We start from the raw sequence: 14,505 nt of genomic DNA, 5'->3' as shown, positions 1-14,505 counted from the left end.
CGCTGCCCTGCGGCGTGCAGATCATCACCGCGCCCTGGCGCGAAGGGCTGGCCCTGCGCATCGCGCGGATGCTGGAGCGCGCCGGGGTGGCGGCGGCACACCGCCCGGCACTGGCGGTGACGGCAGAACGCAGCGCGGTGGCGGGGGTGTGAGTTGCGGTGGGGTGGGGGATAACGCGCGGACTGCAGCAAGCGGGGCAAGGTTTATCCCTTTCGCCGATCCACCGAGAATCGAACTGCACCAGGGCAGGGCCCCGGGGGGCGGTCGGGTGCTGCAAGGCGGCGCTTGGTGCTTCAGTCCGGGCAAAACGCGCTTTCGGCAAAGATGACACCCGCCGGCCTGACGTTATGCAGGATGGGGTGTCACCCCATCCCGGATGTTAACTCCGCACCCCTGCGAACCGGGCCTGCCACTCTTCCCGCTGCTCGTCGGTGATCTTGGCAAACAGCACCTCTGGCACGGTGAAGCCATGGCCGGCATCCAAGACAGACACCGCCGCGTCGACCGCGTCGGGCCAGGAGGCGTCCAGCGTGTTCATCGCCGCCAGCATCCGGGCCGACGTGTCCGGGATAAACGGCGCCGACAGCACCGCGTAGAGGCGGATCAGGTTCAGGCCCAGCCGAACCTGCATCGCGGCGGTCTCCGGGTCGGTCTTGAAGGTCGACCAGGGCGCGGCGGATTGCAGGTATTCATTGCCCAGCACCCAGATCGCCCGCAATTCCTGCGCCGATTTGCGCACCTCCATCGCCTCCATGAACCCCTCATAGGCGCGGATGCGGCTGGTCAGGTTGGCGATCAGCGTGGTTTCGGCGTCGCCCGGGGTACCGCCTTCCGGCACCGCCTCGCCAAATTTCGAGCGGCAGAACTTGGTGATGCGGCTGACGAAATTGCCCAGCACATCGGCCAGGTCCTTGTTCACCGAGGTCTGGAAATTCTCCCAGGTGAATTCGCTATCCGAACTTTCCGGCGCATGGCTCAGCAGCCACCAGCGCCAGTAATCCGCCGGCAGCAGCTCCAGCGCCTGGTCCATGAACACGCCGCGGCCCTGGCTGGTCGAGAACTGGCCGCCATCGTAATTCAGGTAGTTGAACGACTTGATGTAATCCACCAGCTTCCACGGCTCGCCCGAACCGAGGATGGTGGCCGGGAAGGACAGGGTGTGGAATGGCACATTGTCCTTGCCCATGAACTGGACGTAGCGCACGTCCTCGGCGCCCTTGTCGGTGCGCCACCAGCGTTCCCAATCGGCATCGCCGCGGCCGGTCGCATCGGTCCATTCCTTGGCGCAGGCGATATATTCGATCGGCGCGTCGAACCAGACATAGAACACCTTGCCCTCCATGCCGGGCCAGTCCTGGTCACCCTTCTTCACCGGGATACCCCAGTCGAGGTCGCGGGTGATGCCCCGGTCCTGCAACCCGTCGCCGTCATGCAGCCATTTCTTGGCGATCGAGGTGGTCAGCACCGGCCAGTCCGACTTGCTGTCGATCCAGGCGTCCAGCTGATCCTTCATCGCCGACTGGCGCAGGTACAGATGTTTGGTCTCGCGCACTTCCAGATCGGTCGAGCCCGAAATCGCCGAGCGCGGATCGATCAGGTCGGTCGGATCCAGCTGCTTGGTGCAGTTCTCGCACTGGTCGCCGCGGGCCTTGTCATAGCCGCAATTGGGGCAGGTGCCCTCGATATAGCGGTCGGGCAGGAAACGGCCGTCGGCATTGGAATAGACCTGTTTCTCGGACACTTCGCGGATCAGCTCGGCCTCGGCCAGCCGGCCGGCGAAATGCTGCGTCAGGCGATGGTTCTGGGCCGAGGAGGAGCGGCCGAAATGGTCGAAACTCAGGCCGAAGCGGCGGGCGATATCGGCCTGCACCTCGTGCATCTCGGCGCAATATTCGGCCACCGGCTTGCCCGCCTTGGCGGCGGCCAGCTCGGCCGGGGTGCCGTGTTCGTCGGTGGCGCAGAGAAACAGCACTTCGTTGCCGCGGCCGCGCTGATAGCGGGCATAGAGATCGGCCGGAAGCTGCGAGCCGACGAGATTGCCAAGATGTTTGATCCCGTTGATGTAGGGGATCGCCGAGGTGATCAGGATGCGTGCCATGGTGCGCCTTTGGTCGATTTCGCCCTCCTTAGCGCAAGCCCCGGGGCGAGGCCAGCATACCCGCGCGCAAATGAAAAGCGCCGCCCCGGGGAGGGGGCGGCGCCTGCCGGATGGTCGTTCGCGAAGATCAGGCCTTCTTGCGGCGGCGGCCGATCCAGCCCAACAGGCCCAGGCCAGCAGCCGCCAGCGGCAGCGAGGCCGGTACCGGAACCGGGGTGGTGGTGGGCGGCTGGCAGTCGGACTTGCACTTGGAATAGCGCTTTTTCCAATGGCGCTTGCCGTCCTTTTTCTTCTCGAAGAACGAGATGATCCTGTCTTTTTTCTTCTGCGTGAAAACGAGTTTCTTGTCTTTCAGGAAGGACAGGAACGGCCCCTGCTGGATCGAGATCTGCGGCCCTGAACCGAAGTTGCCCCACCCGCCGAAATGCGACGCTGCCGCCGGGGACGAAAGACCAACTGCGAGGACAGTTGCGAGGATCAATTTATGCTTCATTCTCTACCACTTTCCTACCTAAACCAACGACGCCCACTCGGGGTGTCCTGAAGACCTCTTGTGGCACATTTTTAATAAAATGTCACTATAAGTGTTTGATTTTAGGGTATTGTTCTCATTTTGAGAACTATGCGGGCGGTGGCGCGGAACAATCTCAATCCGGGGTTGAGCCGCGCTGGCCCGATGCGACCGGCGGGCGCAATTTGCCTTCTATTCCCCGACGTCACGTGACCGGCCGAGCAACCGACCGATCAGGAAAGAGGTGCGCGGCGCGTAGATATAGCGCGTCCGTTTCGGCGCCGCCCGGCGCCGCCGGACCCGGCTGAACCCGTAAATCACCAGAATCAGGTGCCCCACCGCGACCAGGATGAACAGCGCCGCGGGGCCGAATCGGCCGACCAGGAACGAGGCGACATAAGGCGCCGCGATGGCGCCCAGGGCGAAATAGAACATCAGCGCTGCGGACAACTCAACCCGCTCATGGCTTTCGGCAAAATCATGGGCATGGGCCGAGGCCACCGAATAGATCGGAAAGGTGGTGATCCCGAAGATGAAGGCGCTGGCCATGATCGCGACGGTGCCGTGGCCCTGGGTGCCGATGGTCAGGGCACAGCTGGCCATCGCTGCCACCGACAGCCAGATCAGCACATGGCGCCGGTCGAACTTGTCCGCCAGCCAGCCCACCGGGAACTGCGCCACCGCGCCGCCCAGCACGAAGGTGGCCAGAAACCAGGCGGTCTGGCTGGCGTTCAGGCCGACATCCTGGCCATAAACCGGCCCGACCATCCGGAACGAGGACGAGGACAGCGCCGACACCACCACCGCCGCCGCCGCCAGCGGCGAGCGCTCTACCGCCAGGCGCGGGCGCAGGCGCGGCGCCTCCGGGGTGATCGGCTGCGGCTTGGTGGTCAGCGTCAGCGGCAGCAGCGCGGCGCAGCACAGCATCGCCAGCAGGTTGTACGAGACATAGCTGGCCGGGGCGAGGATGCCGATGATCAGCTGCGCGCAGAACGAGCCGCTGGTATCCACCACGCGGTAAACCGCCATGGTGCGGCCGCGGGTTTCATTGGTGACCTTGTCCTGCAGCCAGGCCTCGACCACGGTATAGCAGCCGGCGACGCAGAATCCCGACATGATCCGCATCAACGTCCAGGCATAGGGGTCGATCACCAGCATATGCGCCAGCAAACCGATGGCGCCGGTGGCGGTAAAGGCGGCGAAGGCGCGGGAATGGCCGACGTCGCCCATCACCCGCGGCGCCCACCAGCAGCCGATGAAAAAGCCGAGGAAATGCGCCGAACCCAGCAGACCGATCTGTGCGGTGGTGAATCCCAGCTGAAGCCCGGACAGCACGTCCAGCGGTCCGACGCCGCCCGAGGACAGTTGCAACAGGAAGACCGACAGGAACAGGGCGGCAAAGGAAACGAGCAGGCGCATGGTCTGACCGTCAAACCCTGCCTCGGCGCCGGCGGCAAGCCCTTTCCCGACTTTGCAGTGTCGTTCTTGGTCCGCTGCCGGTCAGGCCGCCCGCACCAGCGCGACGATATCCAGCATCACCTCGTCCCGAACCAGGCCGGGATAGCCGTTGGCGCCAAAGGCGGCGCGGCTGATCTGCCCGGTCAGCTGCGCCTGCAACCGGCTGAGATCGTCCGGATCGGTCCCCTGCGGCCGGTACACCCCGGCCGCCAGCGTGACCGTCCGGGTCTGGCCGCGAATGGTCAGCTGCCCGGTGATACGGGCGCCGCTGGAAATCCGGCCGGCACTGCCCAGCTGTATCGACTGCGACACGAAGCGAATGGTGGGAAACCGCGCGGCATCCAGCACGTCGGGCCCGACCAGCGCCTGGGTGGCAAATCCGAACGGGGTGCGGGCGCGGGTGACGTCGACGGTCACATCCACCTGCGAGGCGGCCAGGTTGTCGGGATCGATGAGGATCTCTGCGCGCAGCACCGGCATGCTGCCGGTCTGGGAAATGCCGTTCAGGATGAAATGAAAGCCGACGGTCGAGGCGTCGGTATCCAGCCTGTATCGGACCGGCGCGGCGCGCAGCGGGCGCGCGCCGGCCAGGGCGGCAAGGGCAAGCAGCGTGGCGCGGCGTGTGAGGGACATGCGGGCATCTCCTCCCGATTGGCAATGTTAACGCAGCAGGCGCGGCCTGCGCGATCACATTTGCGACGCTGCCCTGTCGCGGAAACGGTGGAACTGGCGGGATCGGGGCTCGGCCTGTTGCCATCCGGGCGCCCGGCGCTAAGGTCGCGCCGATCCATCAAATCCGCACAGTGCAAAGGATGCCGACAGCATGAAGATGAACCCCCTGGGCCGCACCGGCCTGACCGTATCCGAACTCTGCCTCGGCACCATGACCTTCGGAACCCAGACCACCGAGGCGGTGGGCCATGCCCAGATCAGCCGGGCGCTGGAGGCGGGAATCAACTTTGTCGACACTGCCGAGATGTACCCGGTGAACCCGGTGGCGAAAGAGACCATCGGCCGCACCGAAGAGATCATCGGCACCTGGAATGCCGCCAATCCCGGACGGCGCGGCGAGTTCATCCTGGCGACCAAACATTCCGGCGAGGGCTTGGCCGCGGTGCGCGACGGCGCACCGATTACGGCACAGACCATCCCGGCCACGGTGGAAGGGTCGCTGCGCCGGTTGCAGACCGATTATATCGACCTCTACCAGTTCCACTGGCCCAATCGGGGCAGCTATATGTTCCGCAAGCACTGGGAATATGACCCCTCCACCCAGGACCGGGCGGCGACGCTGGCGCATATGGAAGAGGCGCTGGAGGCATTGCAGCGGCAGGTCGACAAGGGCAATATCCGCCATTTCGGCCTGAGCAATGAAAGCGCCTGGGGCACGGCGCAATGGCTGCGGATCGCCGATGCGCGCGGCTGGCCGCGGGTGGTGACGATCCAGAACGAATATTCGCTGCTGTGCCGGTTGTTCGACACCGACCTGGCCGAGCTTGCGGTGAACGAGGATGCCGGGCTGATCGCCTTTTCGCCGCTGGCGGCGGGGCTGCTGACCGGCAAGTACCAGGACGGCGCGGTGCCGCCGGGCTCGCGCCGGTCGCTGGTGCCGGAACTGGGCGGGCGGATCACCCCGCGCTGCTTCCCGGCGGTCGAGGCCTATCTGGACATCGCCCGCCGCCACGATCTGGACCCGGTGCATATGGCGCTGGCCTGGTGCCGGACGAGGCCCTTCATGACCTCGGCGATTTTCGGTGCCACCACGCTGGAGCAGCTGGACCATGCGCTGGGATCGGTCGAGGTGACGTTGAGCGACGCGGTGCTGGCCGAGATCACGGCCGCGCACCGGGCGCATCCGATGCCCTATTGAAGGGCGCTGTGCGGCCTGCCTCCGGCGGGATTGTTTTTGCAGGCCAAACCGGCGCCGGGTTTCGGGTTGCGGATGCTCCGGCGCTGTGACCCTATCGGCCCGGAAGTCAAAGCAAGGGAGCAAACCGATGCCGCTGCGCATGAATAAAGAGGTGTTCATAACCTGTGCCGTCACCGGGTCGGGCGCCACCCAGGAACGCAGCCGGCATGTGCCGCGCTCGCCCGCCGAGATCGCCGACAGCGCCATCGCCGCGGCGCGCGCCGGGGCGGCGGTGGTGCATTGCCACGTGCGCGACCCGGAAACCGGCGCGCCCTCGCGCCAGCTGAGCCTCTATCGCGAAGTCACCGAGCGCATCCGCGACGCCGAGGTCGACGTGGTGCTGAACCTGACCGCCGGGATGGGCGGCGACATGGTGTTCGGATCGCCCGACCGGCCCTTGCCGCTGCAGCAGGCCGGCACCGATATGATCGGCGCCGCCGAACGGGTGGCGCATGTCGCCGAGTGCCTGCCGGAAATCTGCACGCTGGATTGCGGCACGATGAACTTTGCCGAGGCCGATTACGTGATGACCAACACGCCCGGCATGTTGCAGGCGATGGGGCGGATGATGACCGATCTGGGGGTGAAGCCCGAGATCGAGGCGTTTGACACCGGGCACCTGTGGTATGCCCAGCAGCTGGTGAAGGACGGCGTGCTGGAGGCGCCGGCGCTGGTGCAGCTGTGCATGGGCGTGCCCTGGGGCGCGCCGGACGATCTGAACACCTTCATGGCGATGGTGAACAACGTGCCGGATGACTGGACGTTCAGTGCATTTTCGCTGGGGCGCAACCAGATGGCCTATGTCGCCGCGGCGGTGCTGGCGGGCGGCAATGTGCGGGTGGGTCTGGAAGACAACCTGTGGCTGGACAAGGGGGTGCTGGCCGAGAACTGGCAGCTGGTCGAACGGGCGCGCGGCATCATCGAAAGCATGGGCGCGCGGGTGATCGGCCCGCAGGAGGTGCGCGACAGGCTGGGGCTGGTGAAGCGGGCGCCACGGTGAGGATCTGGCTGGTCGCGCTGTTGCTGGGCGCCTGCACCTTGCAGCCGCCGGGGGGGCGCGACCCCGAGGTGCCGATCGGCGCCACCACCCGGTTCGAGCCCGCGCGGTTTGCCGGAACCTGGGTGGTGCGGCAGGGGCTGGCCGGACAGCCGGTGCCGGGCGCGCTGCAGGTGTCCGAGGTTGACCCCGCTGGTTTTACCTGGCGCGAAAACGGCCGGGACGTTCCGGCGCGGATCACCGGGACCGGGCGGTTCACCCTGGGGGCCGGTCCGGGCAGCAGGCGCGAGGTCTGGGTGCTGTGGATCGATGACGGGTTCCGCACCGCCGCGCTGGGCAATCCGGACGGATCGCTGGGCCTGATCCTCGACCGCCAGCCGGCGGGCGGGGAAGACCGCATCGCGGCGGCGCGGGCGATCATGGAATTCAACGGGTATGACCCGGCAAAATTGGTGGATGTGACAGAATGACCAGAACCGCGGCAATCATTGGGGGTGGGGTGATCGGCGGCGGCTGGGCCGCGCGATTCCTGCTGAACGGCTGGGATGTGAAGATCTGCGACCCCGACCCGGAGGCGCAGCGCAAGATCGGCGAGGTGCTGGCCAATGCGCGGCGATCCTTGCCCGGCCTGTCGGATGTGGCGCTGCCCGAGGAAGGCACGCTGAGCTTTCACGCGGATTTGTCCGAGGCGGTGGCTGGCGCGACCTGGATCCAGGAAAGCGTGCCCGAGCGACTGGAGCTGAAACACAAGGTCTTCGCGCAGATCCAGGCCGCCTGCGCTCCGGAGGCGGTGATCGGCTCGTCCACCTCGGGCTTCAAACCCTCGGAGTTGCAGCAGGGCGCGGCGCGGCCCGCGCAGATCGTCGTCGCGCATCCGTTCAACCCGGTCTACCTGCTGCCGCTGGTCGAGCTGGTGACGGCCGAGCAGGAGGTGGCAGAGCGCGCGGCGCAGATCCTCACCGGGATCGGCATGTTACCCCTGTTCCTGCGCAAGGAGATCGACGCCCATGTCGCCGACCGGCTGCTGGAGGCGGTCTGGCGCGAGGCGCTGTGGCTGGTCAAGGACGGCATCGCCACCACCGAGGAGATCGACAACGCCATCCGCTATGGCTTTGGCCTGCGCTGGGCGCAGATGGGCCTGTTCGAAACCTATCGCATCGCCGGCGGCGAGGCCGGGATGAAACATTTCATGGCCCAGTTCGGCCCGGCGCTGAAATGGCCCTGGACCAAGCTGACGGATGTGCCCGACTTCACCGATGAACTGGTCGACCTGATCGCCGGCCAGTCCGATGAGCAGTCGGGCGCGCATACGATCCGCGAACTGGAGCGCATCCGCGATACCAATCTTGTTGCAATCCTGCGGGCGTTGAAGGGGCAGGGCTGGGGCGCCGGGGCGCTGTTGACGGATCACGACAAGCGCGTGCGCGCCGCGACGGCGCTGGCCGCCCGCGCGGTGGACGGTGTGACACCGGGTGAACCGATCCTGACCCAGGCACGGGCGGTGCCGCTGGACTGGACCGATTATAATGGCCACATGAACGAGGCGCGCTATCTCGACGCGTTTTCGATGGCGACGGACCGGTTCATGGAATTCATCGGCTGCGATGCCGACTATATCGCGGCGGGCGGCAGCTATTTCACCGCCGAGACGCATATCCAATATGTCGACGAGGTACATGCCGGGGCGCGGATCGAAGTGAAAACCCAGATGCTACTGGGCGCGGGCAAGAAGCTGCAGCTGTTTCACTGGATGTACGCGGGCGAGCGCCTGCTGGCGACGGCAGAGCATTTCCTGCTGCATGTCAGCCTGGAGACCCGCCGCCCCAGCGAACCGGGGCCGGAAGTGGCCGAGGGGCTGCGGCTGGTGGCCGAGGCGCAGGCGGATATGCCCTATCCCGAGGGGGCAGGGCGCACGATCCGGCGGCCGGGATAAGGCGCCGGCCCCGGCTTGGTTCGGGGTCGTGTCGAAACCCCATCCCACCCCGCGCCGGGCTCAGCGCTTCGCAAGCTTTTCCCGCAACCGTCGCAGATGTGTTGGCAGGTGGCGGGCCGACAGGTCGGCCTCGCGCACCAGGCGGTCGAAATGGGTCGTGAAGGTCTCGATCCGGTCGCGGTCGCGGAAGGCCATGTAATGGCCGCCGGCATAGAACACGCATAGCAAGGGCCCAAACACCGTGATCGGCGCCGAGTAAAGCCGGCGGGAGTCGAAAAGATAAATCCGCAGCCGCGGGTACAGCTGGTCGCACAGGGCCAGGATATGGTCGATCTGGTCGCGCCGGGTGTCGGCCGGCAGCCCGTGGTAATAGCCGACGCCTTCGGCAAAACAGTGCAATTCATAGATCGAGATGGCGATTTCGTAATCCGACCCGGAATTGCGCATCCATTGCAGCCGGTCTTCCGAGGCGCCGATGGCCTGGTCGGCGGTGCGGCCCAGATGGGGGCGATATTCCCATTCCAGCAGCGCGCGGGTTTTCAGCATGTCGGGCAGGGCGGCGGGCACATGGCGGATCTTGTATCCCGCCGCCTCGCGGTGCCATTCAAAGATCTTCTCGTCGACCAGAGCGCGCGGCGCCTCGGTCAGTGACAGGCTGCCGGCCAGCAGTTCCGCGGCGCTTTCCGGCCGGTCCGACAGCGCCAGCAGCCAGTCGGCCGAGACCCCCAGCGCCGAGGCGCAGGCGCCGACCACATGGGCATTGGGCAGGCGGGCGCCGTCATCGGCCAGCAATTGCGAGATGGTCGAGCGGTCGACGCCGATGCGGCGGGCCAGCGCGCTTTGGCTGGTCCCGGTGTCGCGCAGGCTGCGCAGCAATCGGGCACGGAACTGTGCGGCACGCTCGCGTTTGTCGATCTTATCCGGCATGTGTTTAGTTATATCACATATTGTAGGCTTTGTGCACCATATCCCGAATGTTCACAGATGTATCGCTGTGGATAATCGCTGCCAGGGAATGGGAACGGGTAAGGTATGAAGGCAATCTCGGGGGCCCCGGCACGTGCGCTTGCGCCGGCGGTCGAATGGATCACTTTGGCTTGCATTGCAGGCTGTTACGCCGCCTGGGGCGGCGCGCTCTTCGGGCTTGCCGCGGGCTTTCCCGCGTTGGGCTGGGTGTTGGTCGCCATCGCCATCGCCTTCCACTCCTCGTTGACGCATGAGGTGTTGCATGGCCATCCCTTCCGCTCGACCTTCTGGAGCGAGATGACGATGTGCCTGCCTCTGGGGCTGGCGGTGCCCTATGGCCGGTTCCGCGACCTGCACCTGGCCCATCACCGCGACGCCAACCTGACCGACCCCTATGACGACCCCGAGACCAATTACCTCGATCCGGTGGTCTGGGCCCGGCTGCCGCGCTGGAAACGGGCGCTGTTCCGGGTGAACAACACGCTGGCGGGACGGATCCTGATCGGACCGGCGCTGGGGCAAGCGCTGTTCCTGCAGGCGGAATGGCGGCTGGCGCGGGCGGGTGATGGCGCCGTGCGCCGGGCCTGGCGGCTGCACCTGGCGGGTGGCGCGGTGGTGCTGGCGCTGGTGCTGCTGTCACCAATGCCGCTATGGGCCTATCTTGCGGCCTGCTATGCGGCGCTGGGGCTGCTGCGCATTCGCACCTTCCTGGAACATCAGGCGCATGAGAAGGTGCGCGGCCGCACCGTGATCATCGAGGATCGCGGGCCGCTGGCGCTGTTGTTTCTCAACAACAACCTGCATGTGGTGCATCACATGCACCCGGGCGTGCCCTGGTACCGGCTGCCGGCGCTGTACCGGGCCGGAAAGGCGCGGTTCGTCGCCATCAATGACGGCTATCTCTATCGATCCTACGGGCAGGTGTTCCGGCAATACCTGTTTCGTGCCAAGGATCCGGTCGTGCATCCGCTCTGGCGCGGCCGCTGAACTTGCGCCAATAACGCCGCATGAGCCTGTGGATTTACGTCACGGTGGCGGCGGCCATCTTCCAGACCCTGCGTTTCATGCTGCAAAAGTCGCTGTCGACGACGCGGCTCAGCGCGGCGGGCGCAACCTTTTCACGCTTTGCCTATTCGGCACCGCCCCTGCTGCTGTTGCTGGCGGCCTATCTCGGCGTAACCGGCACGGCGCTGCCCACCCTTGGCCCGGCCTTCTGGGCCTATGCGCTGTTGGGCGGCACAACGCAGATTTTCGCCACGCTGGCGGTGGTGCTGCTGTTCAAGGAACGCAATTTTGCCGTCGGCATCACCTTCAAGAAAACCGAGGTGATCCAGACCGCGCTGGTGGGGTTTCTCCTGCTGGGCGAAGGGGTCAGCACCGGCGCCCTGCTGGCCATCCTGATCGGGCTGGCCGCGGTGCTGTTGCTGTCGCACAGCGGCGCCACCTCCGGCGCCTGGTGGCGGCACCTGACCACGCGCGCCTCGCTGCTGGGCTTGGGCTCGGGCGTGTTGTTCGCGTTTTCGGCGGTCGGTTATCGTGCCGCCTCGTTGCAGGTCGACGCGGTGGCCTGGCAGCGCGCGGCGCTGACGCTGGCGGTGGTGGTGACGCTGCAGATGGTGTCGATGGGGCTGTGGCTGGTGCTGAGCGATCGGGCCGAGCTGCGCGCGGTCTGGGCGGCGCGGCGGGTGGCGGTCTGGGTCGGGCTGACCAGCCTGGGCGGGTCGTTCTGCTGGTTCCTGGCCTTTACCCTGCAGAATGCCGCCTATGTCAACGCGCTGGGGCAGATCGAGATGGTGTTTTCGCTGCTGGCCTCGGTGCTGTTCTTCCGCGAGGTGATCACGCGGCGCGAACTGCTGGGCATGGCGCTGTTGGGGCTGTCGATCCTACTGTTGATCCTGGCGATCTGACGCGGCGCCGGTCAGCTTTCGGGCATCGGATAGCCGCGCAGGCGCAAAAACAGGCTGCTTTCGTCATTGTTGCGGAAGAACGGCACGCTGGCCGGCGGGGCCGGATCGCTCACGCGGGCTTCGACCTCGGCCAGGACCACCTCGGTGATGAAAGGCAGGTCGAAACTGCGCGCCCGCGACAGCGGAATCCATTGCAGATGCGACAGCTCGTCCTGGGCATGGGTGAAATCGTCGGGATCGCCTTGGATATGCGAGGCATCGACCAGGAAGAACCGGGCGTCAAAGCGGCGTGGCCGGCCCGGCGGGGTCAGCGCGCGAAATACGAATTGCAGCGCCGCGGCCGAGGGCACATGCCCGGTTGCCGCGAATTCCTCCCAATCGGGCGGCACAGCGCCGGGCCACTGGCCCGGCACGCCCAGGATCAGGCCGGTTTCCTCCCACAGTTCGCGGATGGCGGCCGCAGCCAGCGCATGCTGCAGCCCGTCGGGCGCTTCTTCGGCCAGCCGCCGGTGGCACAGCGCGGGCAGGGGGGCGGCCAGCGGCACCGCGCCATCGGCGCGATCCACCGCGCCACCGGGAAACACGAACTTGTTCGGCATAAAGGCGGCGGTGGCGCCGCGCTGGCCCATCAGGATTGCCGGATCGCGCAGCCGGTCGCGCAAAACGATGATCGTCGACGCGTTGCGGATGGCGGATTTGTCACTGCTCATGGCCCCTCTCCCGGGGCCGTTCAGGCCGGTTTGCCGAACCCGTGTAGCTGGCGGGCCCATTGATAGCCCACGATTGCCCCCTTCAGTCTGGGGAGAAGGTAAAGCGAGAGCGCGGCGCAGCCAACCGTAAAAATGGTGAACAGCGTCAGCGGCTCGGGCCGGAAGGTTTCGAATACCAGCAGCAGCGCCGGCGCCATCAGGTGACCGACGATCAGGATGGTCAGATAGGCCGGGCCGTCATCGGCGCGGTGGTGGTGCAACTCCTGCTGGCAGACCGGGCAGGTGTCGTTCACCTTCAGATACCCTTTCAGCAGCCGGCCGTTGCCGCAGCTGGGGCATTTGCGTTGCCAGCCGCGGGTCAGCGCGGGCATCACCGGCCGTTGCTCGGTCACGGGGGCGTGGATCATCGTTTGGTCGGTCATGGGCGCGTGTCTCCTGCGATGAAAATACAGCCTGCGGCGCGCCGGCGAAAGGTGCAGATCGGTCTTGCGGCGCGATGTCGCAAAGCGGGACGCGCGCGGCGGGGCAGAATTTTTTGCAGAATTTGCGACGGAACTTCCGCGGCCCGGCGTTTCTTTCCTGTAGTTGGCGGCACGGGGCCGCCGCGATACAAGGAAAAGAAACATGACTCATAAAGGTTTCATGATCGGTATCATGATGGCAGCAGCAGCAGTAACCGCAACCTCGGCCCTGGCCGCCGGACCGGATTTCGGTCGCCATGCGCGTGGTCCGGCCGCTGCGGTAATGAGCTTTGAAGAGCTCGATGCCGACGGCAATGGCGAGATCAGCCGCGAAGAGATCACCAACCGTGCCGAGGCCCGGTTCGCCGCCGCTGATACCAATGGCGACGGCCTGCTGAGCCAGGACGAGATGGTCGCCGCGGCGCAGGCCCGTGTCGAAGGCCGGGTGACCCGGATGATCGCGCATTTGGACAAGGATGGCGATGGCGCCGTGTCGCTCGAGGAGCTGCCGACGCGCGGCAAGCGGGGTGGTCCCGATCGTGACGCCATGCTGTTCGGGGCAATCGATAGCGACGGCGATGGCGTTGTCTCGGAAGAGGAATATGCCGCGATGCAGGATTTCATGAAGAAATACCGTTTCATGAAGACGGGCGAGCGGATGGGCGAAATGCGCCATGGCCGGGACGACCATGGCCGCGACCACGGGCCGCGTCACGAACGTGAACAGCGTCCGGCGCCGCAGACCACCCCGGACCAGCCGCAAGACTGACCGGTGTGGCTGTCTTCCTCGCCAATTCCGGCACGCCGGACCAACACGGGCTGCCACCCGCTGTGACCGGTGTGGAAGATCCCGATGCAGATTTGCTCGCCCGCTTTGCCGCGGGCGAGCCGAAGGCGGCGCGCGACTTGATCGACAGCCTGGGTCCGCGCAGTTTCGCAGTGGCCTTCCGCATGCTGGGCGAGCGCAGCGAGGCCGAGGACGTGGCCCAGGAGGCGATGATGCGCTTGTGGCGCATCGCGCCTGACTGGCGGACCGGCGAGGCGAAGGTCAGCACCTGGCTGTACCGGGTGACGATGAACCTGTGCATTGACCGGCAGCGCCGGCGGCGCGGCAGCATGACGGCGCTGGACGAGGTGGCAGAACCGCCCGATCCTGGCCGCAGCGTTGCCGAAACCATGCAGGAGAGGCAGCGCAACGATGCGTTGCAGGCGGCGCTGCAGCAATTGCCCGACCGGCAACGGCAGGCGGTGGTGCTGCGCCACCTGGAAGAACTCTCCAACCCCGAAATCGCGGGGATCATGGAGATCAGCACCGAGGCGGTCGAAAGCCTGATCGCCCGGGGCAAGCGGGCGCTGGCCGCGGCCTTGGCCGGGCGGCGCGAGGATTTGGGGTATGATCATGGCTGAACGCGACAAGGACACTGATATGGACTGGCTGGACGACATGTTCGCCGGCGCGCGGCACGATCCGCCGCGCCTGCCCGAGGCGCTGACCCAGCGGATGTTGGCCGACGCGCTGGAGGTGCAGGGCGCGCGGCCGGTGGCGGCCCCGATG

At 66.4% G+C, this 14,505-nt stretch carries 15 protein-coding genes; 8 read left to right on the top strand and 7 right to left on the bottom strand.

The genetic code is table 11. The annotated features are described in order from the left end of the window. Nucleotides 1-379 precede the first annotated feature (379 nt). The 4 genes from metG to CVM52_RS18280 all read right to left on the bottom strand — a co-directional run bounded on the left by metG (nt 380) and on the right by CVM52_RS18280 (nt 4,700). Nucleotides 380-2,098: a methionine--tRNA ligase gene (gene metG, locus CVM52_RS18295; protein ID WP_100163878.1), complete on the bottom strand. Its 1,719-nt coding sequence runs from the start codon at nt 2,096-2,098 to the stop codon at nt 380-382. Between the two features lie 127 nt (nt 2,099-2,225). Further along, entirely contained in the window at nt 2,226-2,591 is a 366-nt protein-coding gene (locus tag CVM52_RS18290) for a PEP-CTERM sorting domain-containing protein (protein WP_100163877.1), read from the bottom strand. A 210-nt stretch (nt 2,592-2,801) separates the two neighbouring features. Beyond that, entirely contained in the window at nt 2,802-4,028 is a 1,227-nt protein-coding gene (locus tag CVM52_RS18285; protein ID WP_100163876.1) for an MFS transporter, read from the bottom strand. A gap of 81 nt (nt 4,029-4,109) precedes the next feature. Further along, nucleotides 4,110-4,700 (bottom strand): YceI family protein, encoded by a 591-nt coding sequence (locus tag CVM52_RS18280; RefSeq protein WP_100163875.1) that lies wholly within the window; start codon nt 4,698-4,700, stop codon nt 4,110-4,112. Between the two features lie 190 nt (nt 4,701-4,890). Here CVM52_RS18280 and CVM52_RS18275 point away from each other — a divergent pair, with 190 nt between their 5' ends. The 4 genes from CVM52_RS18275 (at nt 4,891) to CVM52_RS18260 (ending at nt 8,906) form a co-directional block, all read left to right on the top strand. After that, on the top strand, nt 4,891-5,937 hold the full coding sequence (locus tag CVM52_RS18275; RefSeq protein ID WP_100163874.1) for an aldo/keto reductase: 1,047 nt from the start codon (nt 4,891-4,893) through the stop codon (nt 5,935-5,937). A 127-nt stretch (nt 5,938-6,064) separates the two neighbouring features. After that, on the top strand, nt 6,065-6,976 hold the full coding sequence (gene bcoG / locus CVM52_RS18270; RefSeq protein ID WP_100163873.1) for a 3-dehydrocarnitine:acetyl-CoA trimethylamine transferase BcoG: 912 nt from the start codon (nt 6,065-6,067) through the stop codon (nt 6,974-6,976). After that, nucleotides 6,973-7,443: a lipocalin family protein gene (locus CVM52_RS18265; protein ID WP_100163872.1), complete on the top strand. Its 471-nt coding sequence runs from the start codon at nt 6,973-6,975 to the stop codon at nt 7,441-7,443. The genes bcoG and CVM52_RS18265 overlap by 4 nt, the downstream gene beginning before the upstream one ends. After that, complete coding sequence (locus CVM52_RS18260) at nt 7,440-8,906, top strand: carnitine 3-dehydrogenase (RefSeq protein WP_100163871.1); 1,467 nt, start codon at nt 7,440-7,442, stop codon at nt 8,904-8,906. Before CVM52_RS18265 ends, CVM52_RS18260 begins: the two co-directional genes overlap by 4 nt. Nucleotides 8,907-8,966: 60 nt before the next feature. On the opposite strand, the gene CVM52_RS18255 is transcribed toward CVM52_RS18260, so the two are convergent. Then, a complete protein-coding gene (locus CVM52_RS18255) occupies nt 8,967-9,833 on the bottom strand; it encodes a helix-turn-helix domain-containing protein (RefSeq protein ID WP_100163870.1) in 867 nt (288 codons plus the stop codon). A gap of 105 nt (nt 9,834-9,938) precedes the next feature. Here CVM52_RS18255 and CVM52_RS18250 point away from each other — a divergent pair, with 105 nt between their 5' ends. Then, the gene (locus CVM52_RS18250) at nt 9,939-10,859 is read left to right on the top strand and encodes a fatty acid desaturase (protein WP_100163869.1); all 921 of its coding nucleotides are present in this window, start codon (nt 9,939-9,941) and stop codon (nt 10,857-10,859) included. Between the two features lie 20 nt (nt 10,860-10,879). Next, on the top strand, nt 10,880-11,779 hold the full coding sequence (locus tag CVM52_RS18245) for an EamA family transporter (protein WP_100163868.1): 900 nt from the start codon (nt 10,880-10,882) through the stop codon (nt 11,777-11,779). 11 nt (nt 11,780-11,790) lie between these two features. Here the strand turns inward: CVM52_RS18245 and CVM52_RS18240 are convergent, their stop codons facing one another. Further along, complete coding sequence (locus CVM52_RS18240; RefSeq protein WP_100163867.1) at nt 11,791-12,489, bottom strand: NUDIX hydrolase; 699 nt, start codon at nt 12,487-12,489, stop codon at nt 11,791-11,793. Nucleotides 12,490-12,509: 20 nt separating this feature from the next. Continuing rightward, on the bottom strand, nt 12,510-12,911 hold the full coding sequence (locus CVM52_RS18235) for a DUF983 domain-containing protein (protein ID WP_100163866.1): 402 nt from the start codon (nt 12,909-12,911) through the stop codon (nt 12,510-12,512). Between the two features lie 202 nt (nt 12,912-13,113). Between CVM52_RS18235 and CVM52_RS18230 the strand changes: the two genes are divergently transcribed. Both CVM52_RS18230 and CVM52_RS18225 read left to right on the top strand, forming a co-directional pair. Beyond that, entirely contained in the window at nt 13,114-13,719 is a 606-nt protein-coding gene (locus tag CVM52_RS18230; RefSeq protein ID WP_100163865.1) for an EF-hand domain-containing protein, read from the top strand. Nucleotides 13,720-13,769: 50 nt separating this feature from the next. Beyond that, nucleotides 13,770-14,357 carry an RNA polymerase sigma factor gene (locus CVM52_RS18225; protein WP_240620995.1) on the top strand — a complete coding sequence of 196 codons (588 nt, stop codon included), beginning with the start codon at nt 13,770-13,772 and terminating at the stop codon, nt 14,355-14,357. Nucleotides 14,358-14,505 lie beyond the last annotated feature (148 nt).

It is taken from the genome of Pseudooceanicola lipolyticus, assembly GCF_002786325.1.
Lineage (GTDB): Bacteria > Pseudomonadota > Alphaproteobacteria > Rhodobacterales > Rhodobacteraceae > Pseudooceanicola_C > Pseudooceanicola_C lipolyticus.
This window is presented reverse-complemented; position numbering and strand designations above follow the sequence as displayed.

What these genes read in the sequence shown, in the direction of transcription:
- metG (WP_100163878.1), bottom strand. Translation starts at nt 2,098, where the DNA reads ATGGCACGCATCCTGATCACCTCGGCGATCCCCTACATCAACGGGATC.
- CVM52_RS18290 (WP_100163877.1), bottom strand. Translation starts at nt 2,591, where the DNA reads ATGAAGCATAAATTGATCCTCGCAACTGTCCTCGCAGTTGGTCTTTCG.
- CVM52_RS18285 (WP_100163876.1), bottom strand. Translation starts at nt 4,028, where the DNA reads ATGCGCCTGCTCGTTTCCTTTGCCGCCCTGTTCCTGTCGGTCTTCCTG.
- CVM52_RS18280 (WP_100163875.1), bottom strand. Translation starts at nt 4,700, where the DNA reads ATGTCCCTCACACGCCGCGCCACGCTGCTTGCCCTTGCCGCCCTGGCC.
- CVM52_RS18275 (WP_100163874.1), top strand. Translation starts at nt 4,891, where the DNA reads ATGAAGATGAACCCCCTGGGCCGCACCGGCCTGACCGTATCCGAACTC.
- bcoG (WP_100163873.1), top strand. Translation starts at nt 6,065, where the DNA reads ATGCCGCTGCGCATGAATAAAGAGGTGTTCATAACCTGTGCCGTCACC.
- CVM52_RS18260 (WP_100163871.1), top strand. Translation starts at nt 7,440, where the DNA reads ATGACCAGAACCGCGGCAATCATTGGGGGTGGGGTGATCGGCGGCGGC.
- CVM52_RS18255 (WP_100163870.1), bottom strand. Translation starts at nt 9,833, where the DNA reads ATGCCGGATAAGATCGACAAACGCGAGCGTGCCGCACAGTTCCGTGCC.
- CVM52_RS18250 (WP_100163869.1), top strand. Translation starts at nt 9,939, where the DNA reads ATGAAGGCAATCTCGGGGGCCCCGGCACGTGCGCTTGCGCCGGCGGTC.
- CVM52_RS18245 (WP_100163868.1), top strand. Translation starts at nt 10,880, where the DNA reads ATGAGCCTGTGGATTTACGTCACGGTGGCGGCGGCCATCTTCCAGACC.
- CVM52_RS18240 (WP_100163867.1), bottom strand. Translation starts at nt 12,489, where the DNA reads ATGAGCAGTGACAAATCCGCCATCCGCAACGCGTCGACGATCATCGTT.
- CVM52_RS18235 (WP_100163866.1), bottom strand. Translation starts at nt 12,911, where the DNA reads ATGACCGACCAAACGATGATCCACGCCCCCGTGACCGAGCAACGGCCG.
- CVM52_RS18230 (WP_100163865.1), top strand. Translation starts at nt 13,114, where the DNA reads ATGACTCATAAAGGTTTCATGATCGGTATCATGATGGCAGCAGCAGCA.